Annotated in this window: 11 protein-coding genes; 8 read left to right on the top strand and 3 right to left on the bottom strand. The window is 71.5% G+C overall.

Annotation, left to right across the window (positions count from 1 at the left end; genetic code table 11):
• Position 1 precedes the first annotated feature (1 nt).
• Both H7A69_RS06240 and hisD read right to left on the bottom strand, forming a co-directional pair.
• Positions 2-1,336 carry an ABC transporter substrate-binding protein gene (locus H7A69_RS06240; RefSeq protein ID WP_182046257.1) on the bottom strand — a complete coding sequence of 445 codons (1,335 nt, stop codon included), beginning with the start codon at positions 1,334-1,336 and terminating at the stop codon, positions 2-4.
• A gap of 2 nt (positions 1,337-1,338) precedes the next feature.
• Complete coding sequence (gene hisD, locus H7A69_RS06235) at positions 1,339-2,688, bottom strand: histidinol dehydrogenase (RefSeq protein WP_182046256.1); 1,350 nt, start codon at positions 2,686-2,688, stop codon at positions 1,339-1,341.
• 72 nt (positions 2,689-2,760) lie between these two features.
• On the opposite strand from hisD, the gene H7A69_RS06230 reads away from it, so the two are divergent.
• On the top strand, positions 2,761-3,654 hold the full coding sequence (locus tag H7A69_RS06230; RefSeq protein WP_069712923.1) for a LysR family transcriptional regulator: 894 nt from the start codon (positions 2,761-2,763) through the stop codon (positions 3,652-3,654).
• A 71-nt stretch (positions 3,655-3,725) separates the two neighbouring features.
• Positions 3,726-4,223 (top strand): pyridoxamine 5'-phosphate oxidase family protein, encoded by a 498-nt coding sequence (locus H7A69_RS06225; protein WP_182046255.1) that lies wholly within the window; start codon positions 3,726-3,728, stop codon positions 4,221-4,223.
• A 65-nt stretch (positions 4,224-4,288) separates the two neighbouring features.
• Here H7A69_RS06225 and H7A69_RS06220 read toward each other — a convergent pair whose 3' ends face one another.
• Positions 4,289-8,104 (bottom strand): TIM-barrel domain-containing protein, encoded by a 3,816-nt coding sequence (locus H7A69_RS06220; protein WP_220456200.1) that lies wholly within the window; start codon positions 8,102-8,104, stop codon positions 4,289-4,291.
• Positions 8,105-8,485: 381 nt separating this feature from the next.
• Here H7A69_RS06220 and H7A69_RS06215 point away from each other — a divergent pair, with 381 nt between their 5' ends.
• From H7A69_RS06215 to H7A69_RS06190, 6 genes are all read left to right on the top strand, one after another.
• Entirely contained in the window at positions 8,486-10,375 is a 1,890-nt protein-coding gene (locus H7A69_RS06215; RefSeq protein WP_182046254.1) for an arabinofuranosidase catalytic domain-containing protein, read from the top strand.
• A 153-nt stretch (positions 10,376-10,528) separates the two neighbouring features.
• Positions 10,529-11,578: a LacI family DNA-binding transcriptional regulator gene (locus tag H7A69_RS06210; protein ID WP_182046253.1), complete on the top strand. Its 1,050-nt coding sequence runs from the start codon at positions 10,529-10,531 to the stop codon at positions 11,576-11,578.
• A gap of 88 nt (positions 11,579-11,666) precedes the next feature.
• Positions 11,667-12,929 carry an ABC transporter substrate-binding protein gene (locus H7A69_RS06205; protein WP_182046252.1) on the top strand — a complete coding sequence of 421 codons (1,263 nt, stop codon included), beginning with the start codon at positions 11,667-11,669 and terminating at the stop codon, positions 12,927-12,929.
• Positions 12,926-13,888: a carbohydrate ABC transporter permease gene (locus H7A69_RS06200; RefSeq protein WP_069712929.1), complete on the top strand. Its 963-nt coding sequence runs from the start codon at positions 12,926-12,928 to the stop codon at positions 13,886-13,888. Before H7A69_RS06205 ends, H7A69_RS06200 begins: the two co-directional genes overlap by 4 nt.
• Positions 13,878-14,798, top strand: coding sequence for a carbohydrate ABC transporter permease (locus H7A69_RS06195; protein ID WP_220456199.1), 921 nt, complete (start codon positions 13,878-13,880; stop codon positions 14,796-14,798). Before H7A69_RS06200 ends, H7A69_RS06195 begins: the two co-directional genes overlap by 11 nt.
• Positions 14,795-16,111: a family 1 glycosylhydrolase gene (locus H7A69_RS06190; protein ID WP_182046251.1), complete on the top strand. Its 1,317-nt coding sequence runs from the start codon at positions 14,795-14,797 to the stop codon at positions 16,109-16,111. Before H7A69_RS06195 ends, H7A69_RS06190 begins: the two co-directional genes overlap by 4 nt.
• The last annotated feature ends 28 nt before the right edge of the window (positions 16,112-16,139 follow it).

The following is a 16,139-nucleotide window of genomic DNA, read 5'->3' as shown; positions in this document are numbered from 1 at the left end:
GTCAGCCGTGCGCCTTCGCCCAGGTCTCCTGGACCGTCTCGGTGAAGGCCTTCGGGGTGGTCCTGCCGGCCATCACCTCCTGGAGCGAGCCGCCCATCTTCGTCAGCATGTCCGTGGTGGTCCAGTCGTAGTAGCCGACCTGGGTGCCCGCGGCGATGGTCTCCTTCAGCGCGGTGAGGGTCTGCTCCTGCAGCGGGTCCGAGCTCGAGACGCCGTCGGTCACGACCGGCAGGCGACCGGTGTCGAGGATCCACTGGCCGGTCTGCGGCGTGTGCAGCATGGCGAGGAACGCGATCGCTGCGTCCTGGTGCTCGGACTTCGTGCTGATGTGCCACGGCGATGCGGTCGCGCCGACACCGCCCGAGGTCAGCGAGCCGAAGCCGAACTCCTCGGCGTGCAGCGACGCGCCGTTCCACGAACCGCCGACGAAGAAGACCCCGTCGCCGCCGGCGAAGCGCGCGATCGCGTCCTCGTTGCTCAGGCCGTCGTACCCGGTCCCGAAGTACCCCTTCTCCGCCCAGTCGCGCATGGTCTGCGCGGCCTCGACGTTGCCCGAGGTCTCGAAGGTGCTGCCCGACTTCCCACCGATCCAGTCGGCGATGTCCTTCGGCTCCTGCGTCGTGGCGGCGATGTCGGAGAAGACGTGCGTCGCGGCGTACTGGTCCGAGTTGCCCAGGACGATCGGCTGCTCGCCGGCCGCCTTCGCCTTCGCCAGGTCGGCCTCGAGGTCGTCGATCGAGGTCGGCGGCTGGAGGCCGAGCGCGTCGAGCTTCGCCTTGTCGTAGTAGATGCCCTGCACCTCGCTGATGGGCGACATGCCGTAGAGGGTGCCGGAGCCGAACGTGCTCCCGTCGGCCTTCCACTCCGAGGGCGCCAGGGTCGACGCGCCGGTACCGGACGTCCAGCCGTAGGTCTTCGCGACGTCGTCGAGCGGCCGGACGAGCTTCCCCTTGACGAGGGCGCCGTCGACGGCGTACCCGATGTTGCCCTGGAAGAGGTCGGGCGCGTTCGTGGAGTTCGCGGCGTTGACGACGGTGGCGATCAGGTCGTCGAAGCTCTTGTACGTGATCTTCACGTCGACGTTCGGGTAGGCCTTCTCGTACGCGGGGACGAGCTTCTCCATGAGGGGCTTCTCGGCGACGTCCGCCCACATCGTCAGGGTGGTGTCGCCGCCCTTGTCCACGTCCGCCGCCGTCACCTTGCTCGTGATGTCCGGCTGGTCGGCGCCCTGGGTGGAGCCGCCGGCGCCCGGAGCGGAGCAGCCGGCGAGGGCGACGACGAGTCCGATGGCTGGGAGTGCGGCGAGCAGGGGTCGCCGTCGTGCTGCTGCGGTCATGGTCACTTCCGGGTCGTGAGTTCGGGGGAGGGGAGCGTGCTGCGGTGGAGCCGGTCGGTGCGGAGCGTCGCGGTCGCGCGGTGGGCGGACATGCCCTCGCTGGCCGAGATGACGTCGACGGCGTCGGCGAGGGCCGGGGTGGCCTCGCGGGCGATGCGCTGGTAGGTGAGGGGCTTGAGGAACCGGGAGACGGACAGCCCGGCGCTGTGCTTCGCGCCGCCGGCGGTCGGCAGGGTGTGGTTCGTGCCCGCCATGCCCTTGTCCGAGTACGCCACCGTGCTCCACGGCCCGATGAAGAGCGAGCCGTAGTTCGTGAGGTGGTCGTGGTACCAGGCGTCGTCGGCGGTCTGCACCTCGAGGTGCTCGGGTGCGAGCTCGTCCATGACCGCCACCGCGGACTCGCGGTCGTCGACGACGACGACGGACCCGAAGTCGTGCCAGGCCGGGCCGCAGATGGCGTTCGTCGACAGGGTGGGGAGCTGGCGTTCGACCTCGGCGACGACCGCCTCACCGAGTGCCCGCGACGTCGTGACGAGGGCGGCTGGGGAGTTCGGGCCGTGCTCGGCCTGTCCGAGCAGGTCCGCTGCGACGAGCTCCGGGTCGGCCGTCTCGTCGGCGATGACCGCGACCTCGGACGGCCCGGCGAGCAGGTCGATCGCGACGGTGCCGAAGAGCTGCCGCTTCGCCTCGGCGACGAACGCGTTGCCGGCGCCGACGATCATGTCGACCGGCGCCTCGCCGAGCAGCCCGTACGCCATCGCCGCCAGGGCCTGGACGCCACCGACGACGAAGAGCCGGTCCACACCGGACACGTACGCGGCGTAGGCGACCGCGGCGTTGACCCCGCCGTCCGGCTGCGGTGGCGTGCAGGCGATCACCGTGGGCACGCCGGCGGCCTTGGCGACGCCGACGCTCATGAACGCGCTCGCGGTCAGGGGGAAGCGCCCGGCCGGCAGGTACGCGCCGACACTGCCGACCGGGACGTAGCGCTGACCGACGGTGAGGCCCGGCAGGAGCTCGGCCTCGAAGTCGGTCAGGTGGTCGCGCTGGAGCCGGGCGAACTGCTGGGTGCGCTCGGCGCCGAGCTCGATGGCCGCGCGGAGCGCCGGGTCGAGCCGGTCGCCGGTGGCGGCGAGCTCGTCGCGGCTGAGTTCGACCACGTCGGCACCGTCGAGCTCCGTGGCGTACCGCCGCACCGCCTCGATGCCGTCTCGGGCGATCTCGGCCAGCATGCCGGCGACGCGCTCGGCGACCGCGGGGTCGCGCTGCGCCTCGGGGGCATCGACGGCGGGGGCCTTGACGAACGAGAACCGGTGGGCGTTCTCGGCGGAGAACCGGGGGCTGAGCTTCATGGAGACGAGCCTGACCGGCGACGGGACAGAGGACAAGGGCCGATGATCCACGGTCGGCCATAGGGTGACCCTGTGACGCTCACCCAACTCCGGGCCTTCCTGGTCATCGTCGCCGCCGGATCGTTCTCGGCCGCCGCCGTGCAGCTCGGGATGGCGCAGCCCTCGGTCTCCGAGCTCGTCAAGCGCATGGAGGAGACGTACGGCGTCCGGCTCTTCACCCGCGGCAGCCGCGGTCTCGTCCTGACCGCGGCCGGGGAGGGACTGCTCCCGCACGCGCGGCAGGCCGTCGAGGCAGCGGACGCGGCCGACCGCTCCCTGCGCGAGCTCACCAGCCTGCAGGGCGGCGTCGCCACGTTCGGGCTCCTGCGGAACGCGAACTACTACTTCCTCTCCCGGCTGCTGGAGCGCTTCCACGCCCGGTACCCGGACGTGCGGCTCCGGGTGATCGGCCTGAACTCGGTCGAGGTCGCCGAGGCCGTCGCGGCGGGCGAGCTCGAGGCGGGCCTGGTGGTGCTGCCGATCGACGCGGAGGGGCTCGAGGTGACGCCGCTGCGTCGCGACGACGTCCTGTTCGCGTCGGCCGACCCGGAGCGCACCGCGCGGCCCGTCACGATCGAGGACCTCGCGGCGACGGACCTCGTGCTCTACGACGCGCACTACGGCTGGCGGGACCCGACACGACGGCAGCTGGCGGAGCGAGCGCAGTTCGCCGGTGTGTCGCTGGTCCCGCGGATCGAGGTGGAGCACATCGACTCGGCGCTCGACCTCGTCGCGCGCGGCGCCGGGGACACCGTCGTGTCCGGAGCGGTGGCGGCCGGGCGGAACTTCCCGGCCGGCCTGCACACGGTGCCGTTCGCGGAGCCGCTGCACGACGTCATCGCCCTGGTGCAGCGATCAGGGGTGGTGTTGTCCCCCGCCACCCGCGAGCTCGCACGACTGGCGCGACGGATGCTGCTCGAACGGTGACCGGTCGGTCGAGGGCGGCGCGTACCGTGCGGGGCGACAGGAAACCGGCACACGACGGAAGAGGGACCACCATGTCCGGAACCACGCACGACGACCAGCGCCACGTCGCCGAACTGCTCGGCGACGCCGAGGTGGCGATGCTGACCACCATGACCGAGGACGGTCGGCACGTCAGCCGCCCGATGGCGATCCAGGAGGCCGAGTTCGACGGCGACCTCTGGTTCTTCGCGTACGACGACTCCGCCAAGGCCCGGCAGATCACCGCGCACCCCGAGGTGAACGTCGCGTTCTCCGACACGAAGGGGCACTCGTGGACGTCGCTCGCCGGGCGCGCGAGCGTCGTGCACGACCGGCAGAAGGCCGAGCAGCTCTGGGCGAAGCCGCTGCAGGCGTGGTTCCCGGACGGACTCGAGACGCCGGGGCTCGCGCTGATCAGGGTCGAGGCGGACTCCGCCGAGTACTGGAAGGGGCCGAAGAGCACGGCGGCCTACGTGGCGAAGACCGTGCGGGCCGCGGTCACGCGCGACCCGGGTCGCGACCCCATCGAGAACGGGACCGTCGAGCTCTGACGGGTCCCACGGACGGACGGGAGGCGCGGTGCCAGCTGGCACCGCGCCTCCCGTCCGTCAGGCCGTCAGCCGCGCACGCGACGTCGGCGACGCACCGTCAGCACGACCCCGCCCGCGGCGAGCAGTCCCGCGGCCAGCAGCGCCAGCGGCAGCAGGTCCGCACCCGTCCACGCGAGGGCACCGTTGCGGCCCCCGGCTGCGTCCGCGCCCGCGGCAGCCCCCGCTCCGTCGGCACCCGCCGCCGGACCGGACCCGCCGGGCGAGCCGGCTCCCGGCGTCGCACCGGGCGTCGGGGTCGGCGTCGCACCCGGCCCGGACGCCGCGGGCGTCACCGTGAACGCCGCCCGGGCGAGCACCGTGTCACCCACCGACGCCGTCACCGTGACCCGGCCGGACGCGGTGGCCGGCACCGCCAGCTCGGCCGAGAACGCGCCGGCCGCGTCGGTGTGCGCGGTGGCACCACCGAGGTCCGGCGTGGTGGCGAGCGCCACGTCGGTGTCGGCCGGGAAGCCCGCGCCCGTCACGGTCTGCACGGCACCCGCGGCGACCTGCGGGTCCGCGACCCGGAGCGTCGGGGTCGCCGCTGCCTCGCTGCTGAACCGCACGACCGTGTGCTCGGTCACGGACCGCTCGTCGACCGGCACGCTGAGCGTGCGCGTGGCGGCGTCGTAGGTCCACGCCGTGTCGGCGACCGGGCGGCCGTCGACGGTCACGGTGCGCGGACGGTCCGCGTCGCGGAAGGTCGCGGTCCACGAGCGGTCCTGCACCTGGCCCGCGAACGTGCCGTCCACCGGGGCGATGTCGAGCGTGCCGCCGGTCGCCTGCTGCGTGTAGCGGACGGCCGTGGAGGCACTGCTCGCCGCCGCCTTCCCGCGCACGTCCGCCGTGCTGGTCGCGCCCTCACCGGCGTCCTCGTACAGGTCGAAGGCGCCGTCCGCGCCGGTCGCCACCGTCAGGGTGACGGCGTCGAGCGGTGCCGCGTCGTTCGCGACGTGGTGCGAGCGGGTCGGGACGATCCCACCGCTCTTCACGAACACGGGCATGCTGTCGAGTCCGGTCGTCACGTCGGCGGTGGTGCCACCGGCGTACGTCTTCCCCGTGAACCAGTCGGTCCAGGAGCTGCCGGCCGGGAACCACACCGAGCGGGTGGCGGTGCCGGTGTCCGCGTCGTTCGCGGTCGTGACCGGGGCGACGAGGACGTCCGCGCCGTACAGGTACTCGGAGCCGGCCTGGGCGTAGGACTGCTGCGCCTCGGGGTACTGCAGGTAGAGCGGTTGCAGGATCGGGGTGCCGGTCGCCGTCGCCTGGGCGGCGAGGGTGTACGTCAGGGGGAGCAGGTCCTCGCGGAGGTTCAGGAACTGCTTCGCCGACGCGTTCGCGGCGGCCGGGTACTGCCAGGGCAGCCGGTCGCTGTGGTTGCTGTGCAGGCGGTCGATCGGCTGGAAGGTCCCGAGCTGCACCCAGCGGGCGTAGAGGTCCTCGGGCAGCTGGGTCGTGCCCGGCTCGGCGCCCTCGATGCCGTACTGCGCACCGTTGTGACCGCCGATGTCGTGGCTGATCGACGCGAGGCCGGTCGCTGCGGACTCACCCGGGGTGTACCCGACCTCGGCCGCCAGCATGTCCCACGACGACGTGGTGTCGCCGGTGAAGTGCACCGTGGTGCGCTTGTCCGCCCACGGCCCGGTGGGGACCGCCTGCGGGTTGCCGTAGCCGCCCGCGGTCAGCGAGCCGTACGCCCGCGAGAACGCCAGGCCGCGGCCGCCGAGGGCCTCGTTCGTCGCCTTCGCGTACTGCTGGTTGATGAAGGCGTCGGGGGTGACGCCGTTCGCCGAGTACTTCGAGTTCTCGCTGCAGCACCAGTCGAGCCACCACATGTCGACGCCCTCGGGCTGCATCGACGTGTGCAGGTCGAAGTAGGCCTTGAGCTGGTCGGGGTCCGACCAGTCGAACAGGTAGCGGTCGCCGTCGCCCTTCGTGAGCTTCCCCTTCGCGGTGACCTGCGCCTGCGCGAACTTCGGGTCCTTGCTCGAGATCGACGGGTGGATGTTCAGGGTGTTGTGGATGCCCTCGGCGTGCCAGTCGGCGAGCAGCCCGGTCATGTCCGGGATGCGGGCCGGGTCGACCGACCAGCCGTCCCACTTGCTGTCGCCCTCGTTCGTCGTGCTGCCGGTCTTGTAGTCCGTGTCGATCGCCATGACGTCGACCGGGACCCCCTCGTCGCGGAAGCGCTTCGCGATCGCCAGGTAGTCGGCCTGCGAGCGGTCGTAGTACTCGGAGTACCAGACGCCGTACGCCCAGCGGGGGAGGAGCTTCGTCGGTCCGGTCAGGACCGCGAGCTCCTGGAGTGCGTGGCGGTAGTCGGAGCCGTAGCCGAAGACGTAGCCGTCCTGGTACGGCTTCCCGCCGTGGTCACCGGCGGGGGTGACGGTGTCCGTCGTCGGGTCGTACCCGGCCGAGGCGCTGTCGTCGAGGAGCGACCAACCGTCCTGGTACAGCAGGCCCGGGTTGGTCTTGACGGACCCGTTCGCGGTGTCGAGGTCGCGGCGGTACCCGCCGAGCGGGGCGTGCGCCGCGAGCACCGGCGATGCGGTGTCGACGACGGCCACCGTGTCGAAGTTGACGTTGCAGTTCGCCGCGACGGTCGGGCAGCCGATCACCACGTCGTTCGTCCCCGCGGCGAGGTGCACCGGGACGGACACGGTGTTCCAGTCGTCCCAGCCGCTCGTCCTCGGCAGCTCGGCCGTGGTCGCCGCCTGGCCCGCGGGCGCGGCGGTCAGCGTCGGGACGGTCGCGGAGCCGTTGGCGTAGCGGACCTGGAGGACGTGGTCGCCGGCCGTCGGGACGCCGGTGACGTGCACGGTCAGCTGGGCGCCGCTGCGCTCGAACCCGGCGACGAAGCCGGTGCCGGCGAAGCCGTTGTGGTTCGTGGCCGTGTCCGCGGGAGCGGTCAACGCCGCGTCCTCGGCCTGGCAGACGACCCCGAAGGCGCAGTCCTGCCCGCCGGCGGCGGTCGACGGCGCCGGGTAGGCGGCGCCGCTCGGCACGAGGGCCAGGCTGTCGACGTTCACCTGCCCGGAGTCGCCCGCGGTCCGCTCGATGCGGACGGTGTGCGTGCCGGCGGTCAGGTCGAGTGCCGCGGCGGTGGTGGTCCGCCAGTCGTCCCAGCTCGCACCCGGGGCGAGGCTGATCGTCTGCGCCGTCCCGCCGTCGACGGTGACGGTGAGCGTCCGGGTGGCGACCTTGCCGTCGCCGCCCTGGCTGTTGGCGTAGCGGAGGGCGAGGTCGTACGAGCCGGTCGTCGACGCGGTGGTGGTGAACGACACCGCGTTGCCGACGGACTCGAAGCCCGCTGCGAACCCGGCGCCGGTGTAGCCGCCGTGGTCGGTGGCGAGCGAGAGGCCGCTGAGCCCGAGCGCCTCGGCCTCGCACAGCGTCCCGATCGTGCAGGACGGGGTCGGCTTCGTGACCCACGGCGTCCCGGTGACGTGCTGCCCCGACGGCAGGGTCAGGCTGGTCTGCAGGGTGTCCTGCGTGAACGGGCCCGAGCCCTCCTCGTACCGGACCTGCATCGCCCCGGTGTCGATGGTCAGCCAGCCGTCCTGCTCGGTCTTCGTGAACCGTGTCGGCGCGAAGTCGTCGCGGCCGACGACGTTGAACGTGCTGCCGTCGGTGAACCGCGAGTCCCCGGCGTACTCGGTCCGGATCAGGGTGGGGGAGAGCACCTCGAACCGGGCCTGGCCGGACACGACGGTGCGGGCGGCCGCGGGGTCCGCGGCGGCGGGGAGCGCCGTGAGGCCGAGCATGCTCAGCGCGGTCGCGGCGACGAGGGCCGAGGACAGCGCACGGCGCTGCCCTCGGGAACGGACGGGGTTGGCGCGCAAGTGTGCTCCTCGTGGACGACGTCGTCCATCGGGCCGTTCGACGGCCGTGACCACGGTCGCCCGGTTCGGCGGCCGCGTTTACAACGCTGGAAACCATACGGCGTCCGTGGCCCCCGGGGAAGGGGCACGGCTGCACGAGTGGTACGGCAGGGCGACGGTTCTCCGGCGACCGACCGGCGGGGTCTGTCGGTCCCGCGGAGTGGTCGAGCCGAGACGAGCAGGCAAGCGCCCGGGTCGCAGCCGCGTCGGCCGTCGCTGATCGGCCATCGGCACTGGCCCGGACGTGCTCCGTCGCGTATGATCTGTTTAATCGTTTAAGCATCGTTCGCCGATGCTACGACCGCCATCTCAGCAACGACGCTCGGAAGGAACCGCTTCACCATGCGCACCACCAGACCATCCCCACGACGACGGCGCACGGTCGCCGCCGCACTCGGCGCCCTCGCACTCGTCACGGGCAGCCTCTTCGCCACGACGTTCGGCGTCGGCACCGCCTCCGCCGCCACGAACGGCCCCTGCGACACCTACGGCGGCGCGGGTACCGCGTGCGTCGCCGCGTACAGCTCCACCCGGGCGCTCTTCGCCGCCTACAACGGGCCGCTCTACCAGGTGCAGCGCGCCTCGGACGGGGCGACCACCGACGTCGGGCTCCTCGCCGCGGGCGGGTACGCGAACGCCGCGACGCAGGACGCCTTCTGCTCCGGCACGACGTGCACGATCCCGAAGATCTACGACCAGACCAGCAACCACAACGACCTGACGGTCGCCGGCGCCGGGGACGCGGGACCCGCGAACCACGCCGCCGACGCCGCTGCGCTGCCGGTCACGGTCGCCGGGCACAAGGCCTACGGCGTGTTCATGCCGCAGCAGGTCGCCTACCGGATCTCGAGCACGGTCGCCAAGGGCACCGCGCGCGGGGCCAGTCCGGAGTCGATGTACGAGGTCGCGAGCGGCACGAACGTCAACCACGGCTGCTGCTCCGACTTCGGCAACGTCGAGACCCAGGCGAAGGACACCGGCAAGGGGCACATGGACGCCCTGAACCTGTCGATGCTCAACGGCAAGGGCAGCGCGGGCCGCGGGCCCTGGGTGCAGGCCGACATCGAGAACGGCGTCTACGAGGGGAAGACGGCGATCAACACGGCGAACACCGGCAACGCGAGCAAGTTCGTCACCGCGCTCCTCAAGAACGACGGCGTCGCGAACTTCGCGCTGAAGGGCGGTGACTCGCAGGGCGGCTCGCTGTCGAAGTGGTACGAGGGTGCGCTGCCGACGGACAGGGACGCCGACGGTCAGGGCTACACGCCGATGAAGCTCGAGGGCTCGATCGTGCTCGGCGCGGGCGGCGACAACTCGAACCGCGGCACGCAGTCGTTCTTCGAGGGCGTGATGACCACCGGGTACTCGACCGACGCTGCGGACGACGCGGTGCAGGCGAACATCGTCGCGCAGGGCTACCAGGGTGTCTCGACGGGTGGGGGACCCGGCGCGTTCATCACCGGCCCCGGCGGCAAGTGCATCGACGTCGCCGGTGACGACACCGGCGGCAACACCGCGGTCGTGCAGCTCTACGACTGCCGGACCCTCGCCGCCGACCAGCACTGGCTCGGCAGCGTGTACGGAGCGCACACGCTGAGCACGCTCGGACGGTGCCTGGACGCGAACGGCAACGGCACGGCGAACGGCACCCACGTCGAGCTCTACGACTGCAACGGCGTCGGCGGGCAGCAGTGGATCGTGCAGCCCGACGGGTCGATCAAGAACCCGCAGTCCGGTCGGTGCCTCGACGATCCGTCCGGCAACACCGCGAACGGCACCGCGCTGCAGCTCTACGACTGCAACGGCAACGCCGCGCAGAAGTTCGTCGCGGCGGTGCCGATCGGCACGATCGGCGGCAAGTGCGTCGACGTAGCGGGCAACGACCTGCAGCAGAACGGGCAGCAGGTGCAGGTGTTCGACTGCCAGACCCTGCTGACCGACGAGCAGACGACGGACCAGCAGTGGGCGTACAACGCGAACGACCACACGATCCGCACGCTCGGGCGCTGCCTGGACCTCGACGGCAACGCGACGGCGAACGGCACGCACCTCGAGCTGTACACGTGCAACGGGGTCGGTGGGCAGCAGTGGGTGCCGCAGGCGAACGGCTCGGTACTGAACCCGCAGTCCGGTCGGTGCCTCGACGTCCCGTCGGGCAACACCGCGAACCAGACGCCGCTGCAGCTGTACGACTGCAACGGCCAGGCGCCGCAGGTGTTCCGCTTCAACTGATCCAGGTGCCGGACGGGAGGCGCGGGGCGGTCCCGCCACGCGCCTCCCGTCCGGCCGCACAACAACACTTGCTCAATCGATTCAGCAGGTGCAGACTGTCCGCAGCGGTTAATCGATAAAACAACCGCCCCGTCCACTCCGAGGAGGCGCCCCGTGTCCAAGTCCGTGACCCTGAAGGACGTCGCCGCCGCGGTCGGGGTGACCTCGGCCGCCGCGAGCATGGCACTCTCCGGTCACGAGCGGATCAGCGAGAGGACACGGGCCGCCGTCAAGCAGGCTGCCGACGAACTCGGCTACGTGCCGAGCTCGGCCGGACGGGCCCTGCGCAGTCAGCGTGCCGACGCGGTCGCCCTCATCGTGCCGAACTCGTCGACGCACGTGTTCGGCCACCTGTACTTCATGCACGTGCTCACCGGCATGTCGACCGCGGCGAACGCCCACGACGCCCAGGTGATCGTCTCCACGAACGCCGACACGTCCTCGGGCGGTGTCGCGTACGAGCGGGTGATGCGGTCCCGGACCGCCGACGGTGCGATCGTCACCAGCGCCGCGATCGACGACGACCACGTGCAGACCCTGGTCGCGAGCGGGTTGCCCGTGGTCCTCATCGGCAACTACCCGCACCTGGAACGTGCCGTGTCGGTCGGCATCGACGACGTCACCGCGACCGAACGGCTCGTCGAGCACCTGGTCACCGTGCACGGCCGACGTCGGCTCCTGCACGTGACCGGCACGCTCGACCACCAGACCGGCATCGACCGGCGCGACGGGTTCCTCCGGGCCGCGGACACGCACGGACTGTCCGACGTCGCCGTCGTCGAGGGCGACCTGTCCGAGGCGTCCGGCGCCGCGGCGGTCGAGCAGGTCCTGGCGTCCGGCGCCGAGCACGACGGCATCGTCTTCGCCAACGACGACATGGCCGTCGGGGGCCTGCGGGTCCTGCGCCGAGCAGGCATCCGAGTACCCGACGACGTCTCCGTGGTCGGGTTCGACGACTTCGGACTCGCCCGGGTCACCACCCCGGGCATCACCACCGTGCGGGTGCCGGCCGAGGAGATGGGGCGCATCGCCACCGAGCGCCTCTTCGACCTGGTCGACCGTCGCACCCCCAGCACGACGGGGCAGCACACCGAGCTGCCCGTCGAGGTCGTCCTCCGCGGTTCCTGCGGCTGCGACGACGACGCGGGGTCCCCCGCCCCCTGAGCTCATCCTCTCCCCATCCACCACAGCGCACCGTCCGACACCGAACACCGACCCGCGCACCCCTGCGACGCAAAGGAGCGTTACAACGATGAAGCACACGCGCACGACCCTCGCGGTCGTCTCCGGGGCCGCCGCCCTCGCCCTCGTCCTGACCGGCTGCTCGGCCGGGGGATCCGCGAGCACGAACGGCCCCGTCACCCTGAAGGTCTGGACCGGCTTCACCGGCGGCGACCGCCCCGGCTACGCCACCATCGTGCAGGACTTCGAGAAGGCCCACCCGGAGATCAAGGTCGACATGACCGTCCAGCCCTGGGACACCATCCAGCAGAAGCTGCCGTCCGCGTGGCTCACCGGACAGGGCCCCGACGTCGCCGCGGTCAGCTCGGACCCGAACGCCGTCGCGCAGTACGTGAAGACGAACTCGGTGCTCCCCATCACGATGACCGGCAGCGGTGACAGCAAGATCAACACCGCGCAGTTCGCCCCCGGGACGGTCGACGAGTTCACCTACGACGGCAAGCTCTACGGCGTCCCCGCGAACTTCGCGACGCTGAGCCTGTACTACAACAAGAAGCTCTTCCAGGAAGCCGGCATCGCGAACCCGCCGACGACCGTCCAGGAGATGGCGGCCGACGCGAAGCAGCTCACCACCGGTGGGAAGTACGGCATCGCGCTCGCCGACAACCAGACCATCCAGATGTGGCCGGTCCTGCAGTGGCTCGAGGGCGGCGACATCGTCACGGGCAAGGGCTGCAGCGCCGTCCAGACGAGCGCGTCGAAGAAGGGCCTCGAGACCTGGGGTGACCTGGTGGCGAAGGACGGGGTCAGCCCGGTCGGGCTCACCGGTGCCGAAGCCGACTCGCTGTTCTCCGCCGGCAAGGCCGCGATGGAGATCAACGGACCGTGGGCCGCGTCCGGGTACGAGAGCGCCGGGATCGACCTCGGCATCGTGAAGGTCCCGGTCGGCGTCGACGGCAAGTCGAGCACGCTCGGGTCGATCGCGCCGCTGTCGATCTCGGCGAAGACGAAGTACCCGGAGCAGGCGCAGCAGTTCCTGGCCTACTGGACGTCGAAGACCGCGCAGCAGAAGTTCTCGCTGCAGACCGGCTTCCCGCCGCTCCGCACCGACCTGACCGACGACGCGAAGCTGCAGGCCGACCCGACGGTGTCGGTGTTCGCGAGCCAGGTCGGCGACGCCCGGCTGTACCTGCCGCACGTCGAGAACGCCACGAAGGTCGACTCCGACGCCTACGTGCCGATGATCGGCAAGATCACCCGCGGCACCTCGGTCGCCGACGCGACGAAGGAGGCCGCGTCGACCATCGACGGCCTGACGGGTTGCAGCAAGTGACCGACCAGCTCCTCGGGTCGGCCCCGTCACGCGGTGCGCGTGACGGGGCCCCCGCCTCCGCCACCGGCCGGGAGGCGCGCCCCACCCGCCGTCGAGCGCGCCGCTTCCAGCCGGCCTGGCTCTTCATGGCGCCGTCACTGCTCATCCTCGGCGTGTTCGTCCTGTTCCCGATCCTCCGGTCGCTGTACTACTCGTTCTTCGACTGGACGGTGGGCGCCGCATCGCAGCAGTTCGTCGGCCTCGGGAACTACGTGCAGCTCACCCGCGACCCGCAGTTCTGGAACGCGCTGCGCGTGACGCTCGAGTACACGGTCGTCTCCGTCGTCCTGCTCGTGGTGCTCGGCTTCGTGGCCGCGCTCCTGCTGCAGCGGGACACCCTGCTCAACCGGATCGTCCGGTCGGTGTTCTTCTTCCCGACCATCGTGTCGCTCGTCACGATCGGCCTGGTCTGGAAGTTCCTGCTCGACCCCGACATCGGGCTCGTCGGCGGCCTGACCGCATTGTTCGGGCTCCCGAGCGTCGCCTGGCTGCAGTCCACCTCGCTCGCCCTGCCGACCGTGATCCTCGTGTCGGTGTGGAAGAGCATCGGCTTCGCGATGATCCTGTTCATCGCCGGGCTCAAGGGCGTCCCCGCCGAACGGTACGAGGCGGCCGAGCTCGACGGCGCGAACCGCTGGCAGACGACCTGGCGCATCACGCTGCCGAGCATCCGCCCGACCCTGCTCTTCACGTCGATGATCCTGACGATCCAGTCGTTCCAGGTCTTCGACCTCGTCTACGTGATGACCGGCGGCGGACCCGTGTTCGCCACCGACTCGCTCGTGAACCTGCTCTACCGCGACGGCTTCGTCGACTACCAGACCGGCTACGCGTCGGCCATCTCCTGGGTCCTCTTCGTGATCATCATGCTCATCTCGCTCCTGCAGCTCCGACTGTTCCGCTACGACGATGTCGACTGACGCGCTCACCCGGCGACCGCCCGTGGCGGAGCCGACCCGTGCCTCCCGGCCGGACCCCGACCGACGCGCCCGGCGACACGGTCGTCGGAGCGGCCTCGTCGTCACCGGCTCCGTCCTGAAGTGGGTGTACCTCGGCATCGGGCTGGTGTTCGCGCTCGTGCCGTTCGTCTGGATGGTGAGCGGGTCGTTCCGGTCCGAGGCCGACCTGTTCGGCCACCCCGCCTCGCTGTTCCCGACGAGCATCACGCTGCACGGGTACCAGGGGGTGTGGTCGCAACTGCCGTTCCTGCGGTTGCTGCTCAACTCGTTCGTGTTCACCGTCGTCACGACCGTGCTGACGCTGCTCTTCGACTCGATGTGCGCGTACGCACTGGCCCGCATGCGGTTCGTCGGGCGGAACGTGGCGTTCGTGCTCGTCATCGCGACGCTCATGGTGCCGTTCCAGGTGACGCTCATCCCGGTGTTCGTCGAGCTGTTCCACCTCGGCTGGTTGAACACCTACCAGGGGCTGATCATCCCGCGGGCGACGAGCGCGTTCGGGATCTTCCTGTTCCGGCAGTTCTTCATCGACATCCCGCCGGAGCTCGACGAGGCGGCGCGCATCGACGGCGCCGGGCACTGGCGGATCTACTGGCAGGTGATCCTGCCGCTGGCGAAGCCCGCGATCGCGACCGTCGCCGTGCTCAACGGCATGGCCCTGTGGAACGACCTGCTCTGGCCGCTCGTCGTGAGCACGTCGAACGACATGCTGACGCTGCCCGCCGGACTGACGCTGTTCGGCGGGGCGCACGTGACCGACCACGCGGTCCTGCTCGCCGGTGCGGTGATCTCGCTGCTGCCGATCGCCGTCGGGTTCTTCTTCGCGCAGAAGTACTTCGTCGCCGGTGTCGCCACCTCGGGGCTGAAGTGACCGGCCCGTCCGCCTTCGCCCGCGGCACGTTCACCTGGGCGCTCGGGATCGAGGACACCTGCGTGCACCCGCCGGCCCGGTTCGCGATGGCGCCGCTCGACGAGCACGCGCTGACCGGGCACGACCGAGCGTGGCGGAGCGACCTCGACGCGGTCCGTGACCTCGGCGCCACGGCGCTGCGGTACGGCGTCGACTGGCCCCGTGTGCACCTCGGACCCGGCCGCTTCGACTGGTCGGAGCTCGACGAGCGCCTGCCGCACGCCGCGGCCGGCGGGGTGACGGTCATCGCCGACCTGGTGCACTACGGCACACCGACGTGGCTCGACGACTCGTTCGCCGACCCGCGGTACCCGGCGGTCGTGGCCGAGTTCGCGGAGGCCTTCGCCCGGCGGTACGCCGGCGTGGTCGACCACGTCACCCCCCTCAACGAACCGATCACGACGGCCTCGTTCGCCGGGCTGCGGGGCGTGTGGCCCCCGGGCCTCACCGGCTGGGACGGGTGGACCCGGGTGGTGCTCGGCATCGTCGACGGCATCCAGCGGACCGTCCGCGCCGTCCGGGCGGCGAACCCGCACGCCGTGATCGTGCACGTCGAGGCGAGCACGCTCGTCCGACCGGTGGACGGCGGCACCGCGGTGGTGGCGGAGGCAGCCCTGCTCGAACTGCTCGGGACCGTCCCGACCGACCTGGTGCTCGGACGGGTCACGGCGGAGCACCCCGCGCACGACTGGCTCCTCGGCCACGGGGCGACACCCACCGCGCTGCGGGCGCTGGTGGAGGGCGCGGTCGCCGTCGACCTGCTCGGCGTGAACTACTACCCGGACCTCACGCCGCGGCAGCTCACTCTCGAGGACGGCCGGGTCGTCCAGCACGCGCACGACCGGTGGACCGCCGGGCTCGTCGAGGCCCTCCGTCGGTTCGACGACCGGTACGGGATCCCCATGGTCGTCACCGAGACCTCGATCGAGGGCGACGACGACCGTCGCTCGGCCTGGGTCGCGGACGCAGCCGACGCGGTGCACGGGCTCGTGGCGGACGGCGTCGACCTGCGCGGGTTCACCTGGTGGCCGCTCTTCGACTTCGTCGACTGGTCGTACGCGGCGGGTGGGCGGAACGTCGAGGAGTTCGTGCTGCCGGCGGACGTCGTGGCCGACCGCGCGGCGAGCGACCGGAAGACGCCGTACCTGCGCCGCATGGGGCTCGTCCGGCTCGAGGAGGCGGCGGACGGAGTGCTCGACCGTGTGCCGACCCCGGCGGCGGAGCGGTTCCGGGAGCGGGCGACGGCCGAGGTCGGCGCGGCACGGACCCCGTGACCGGCTGACCCTCGGTGCGACCGCCGCG

The sequence above is a fragment of the Curtobacterium sp. ME26 genome, from assembly GCF_903970945.1.
GTDB lineage: Bacteria > Actinomycetota > Actinomycetes > Actinomycetales > Microbacteriaceae > Curtobacterium > Curtobacterium citri.
Note: the sequence above shows the minus strand (reverse complement) of the source record. Positions and strands in the feature narration are given on the sequence as shown.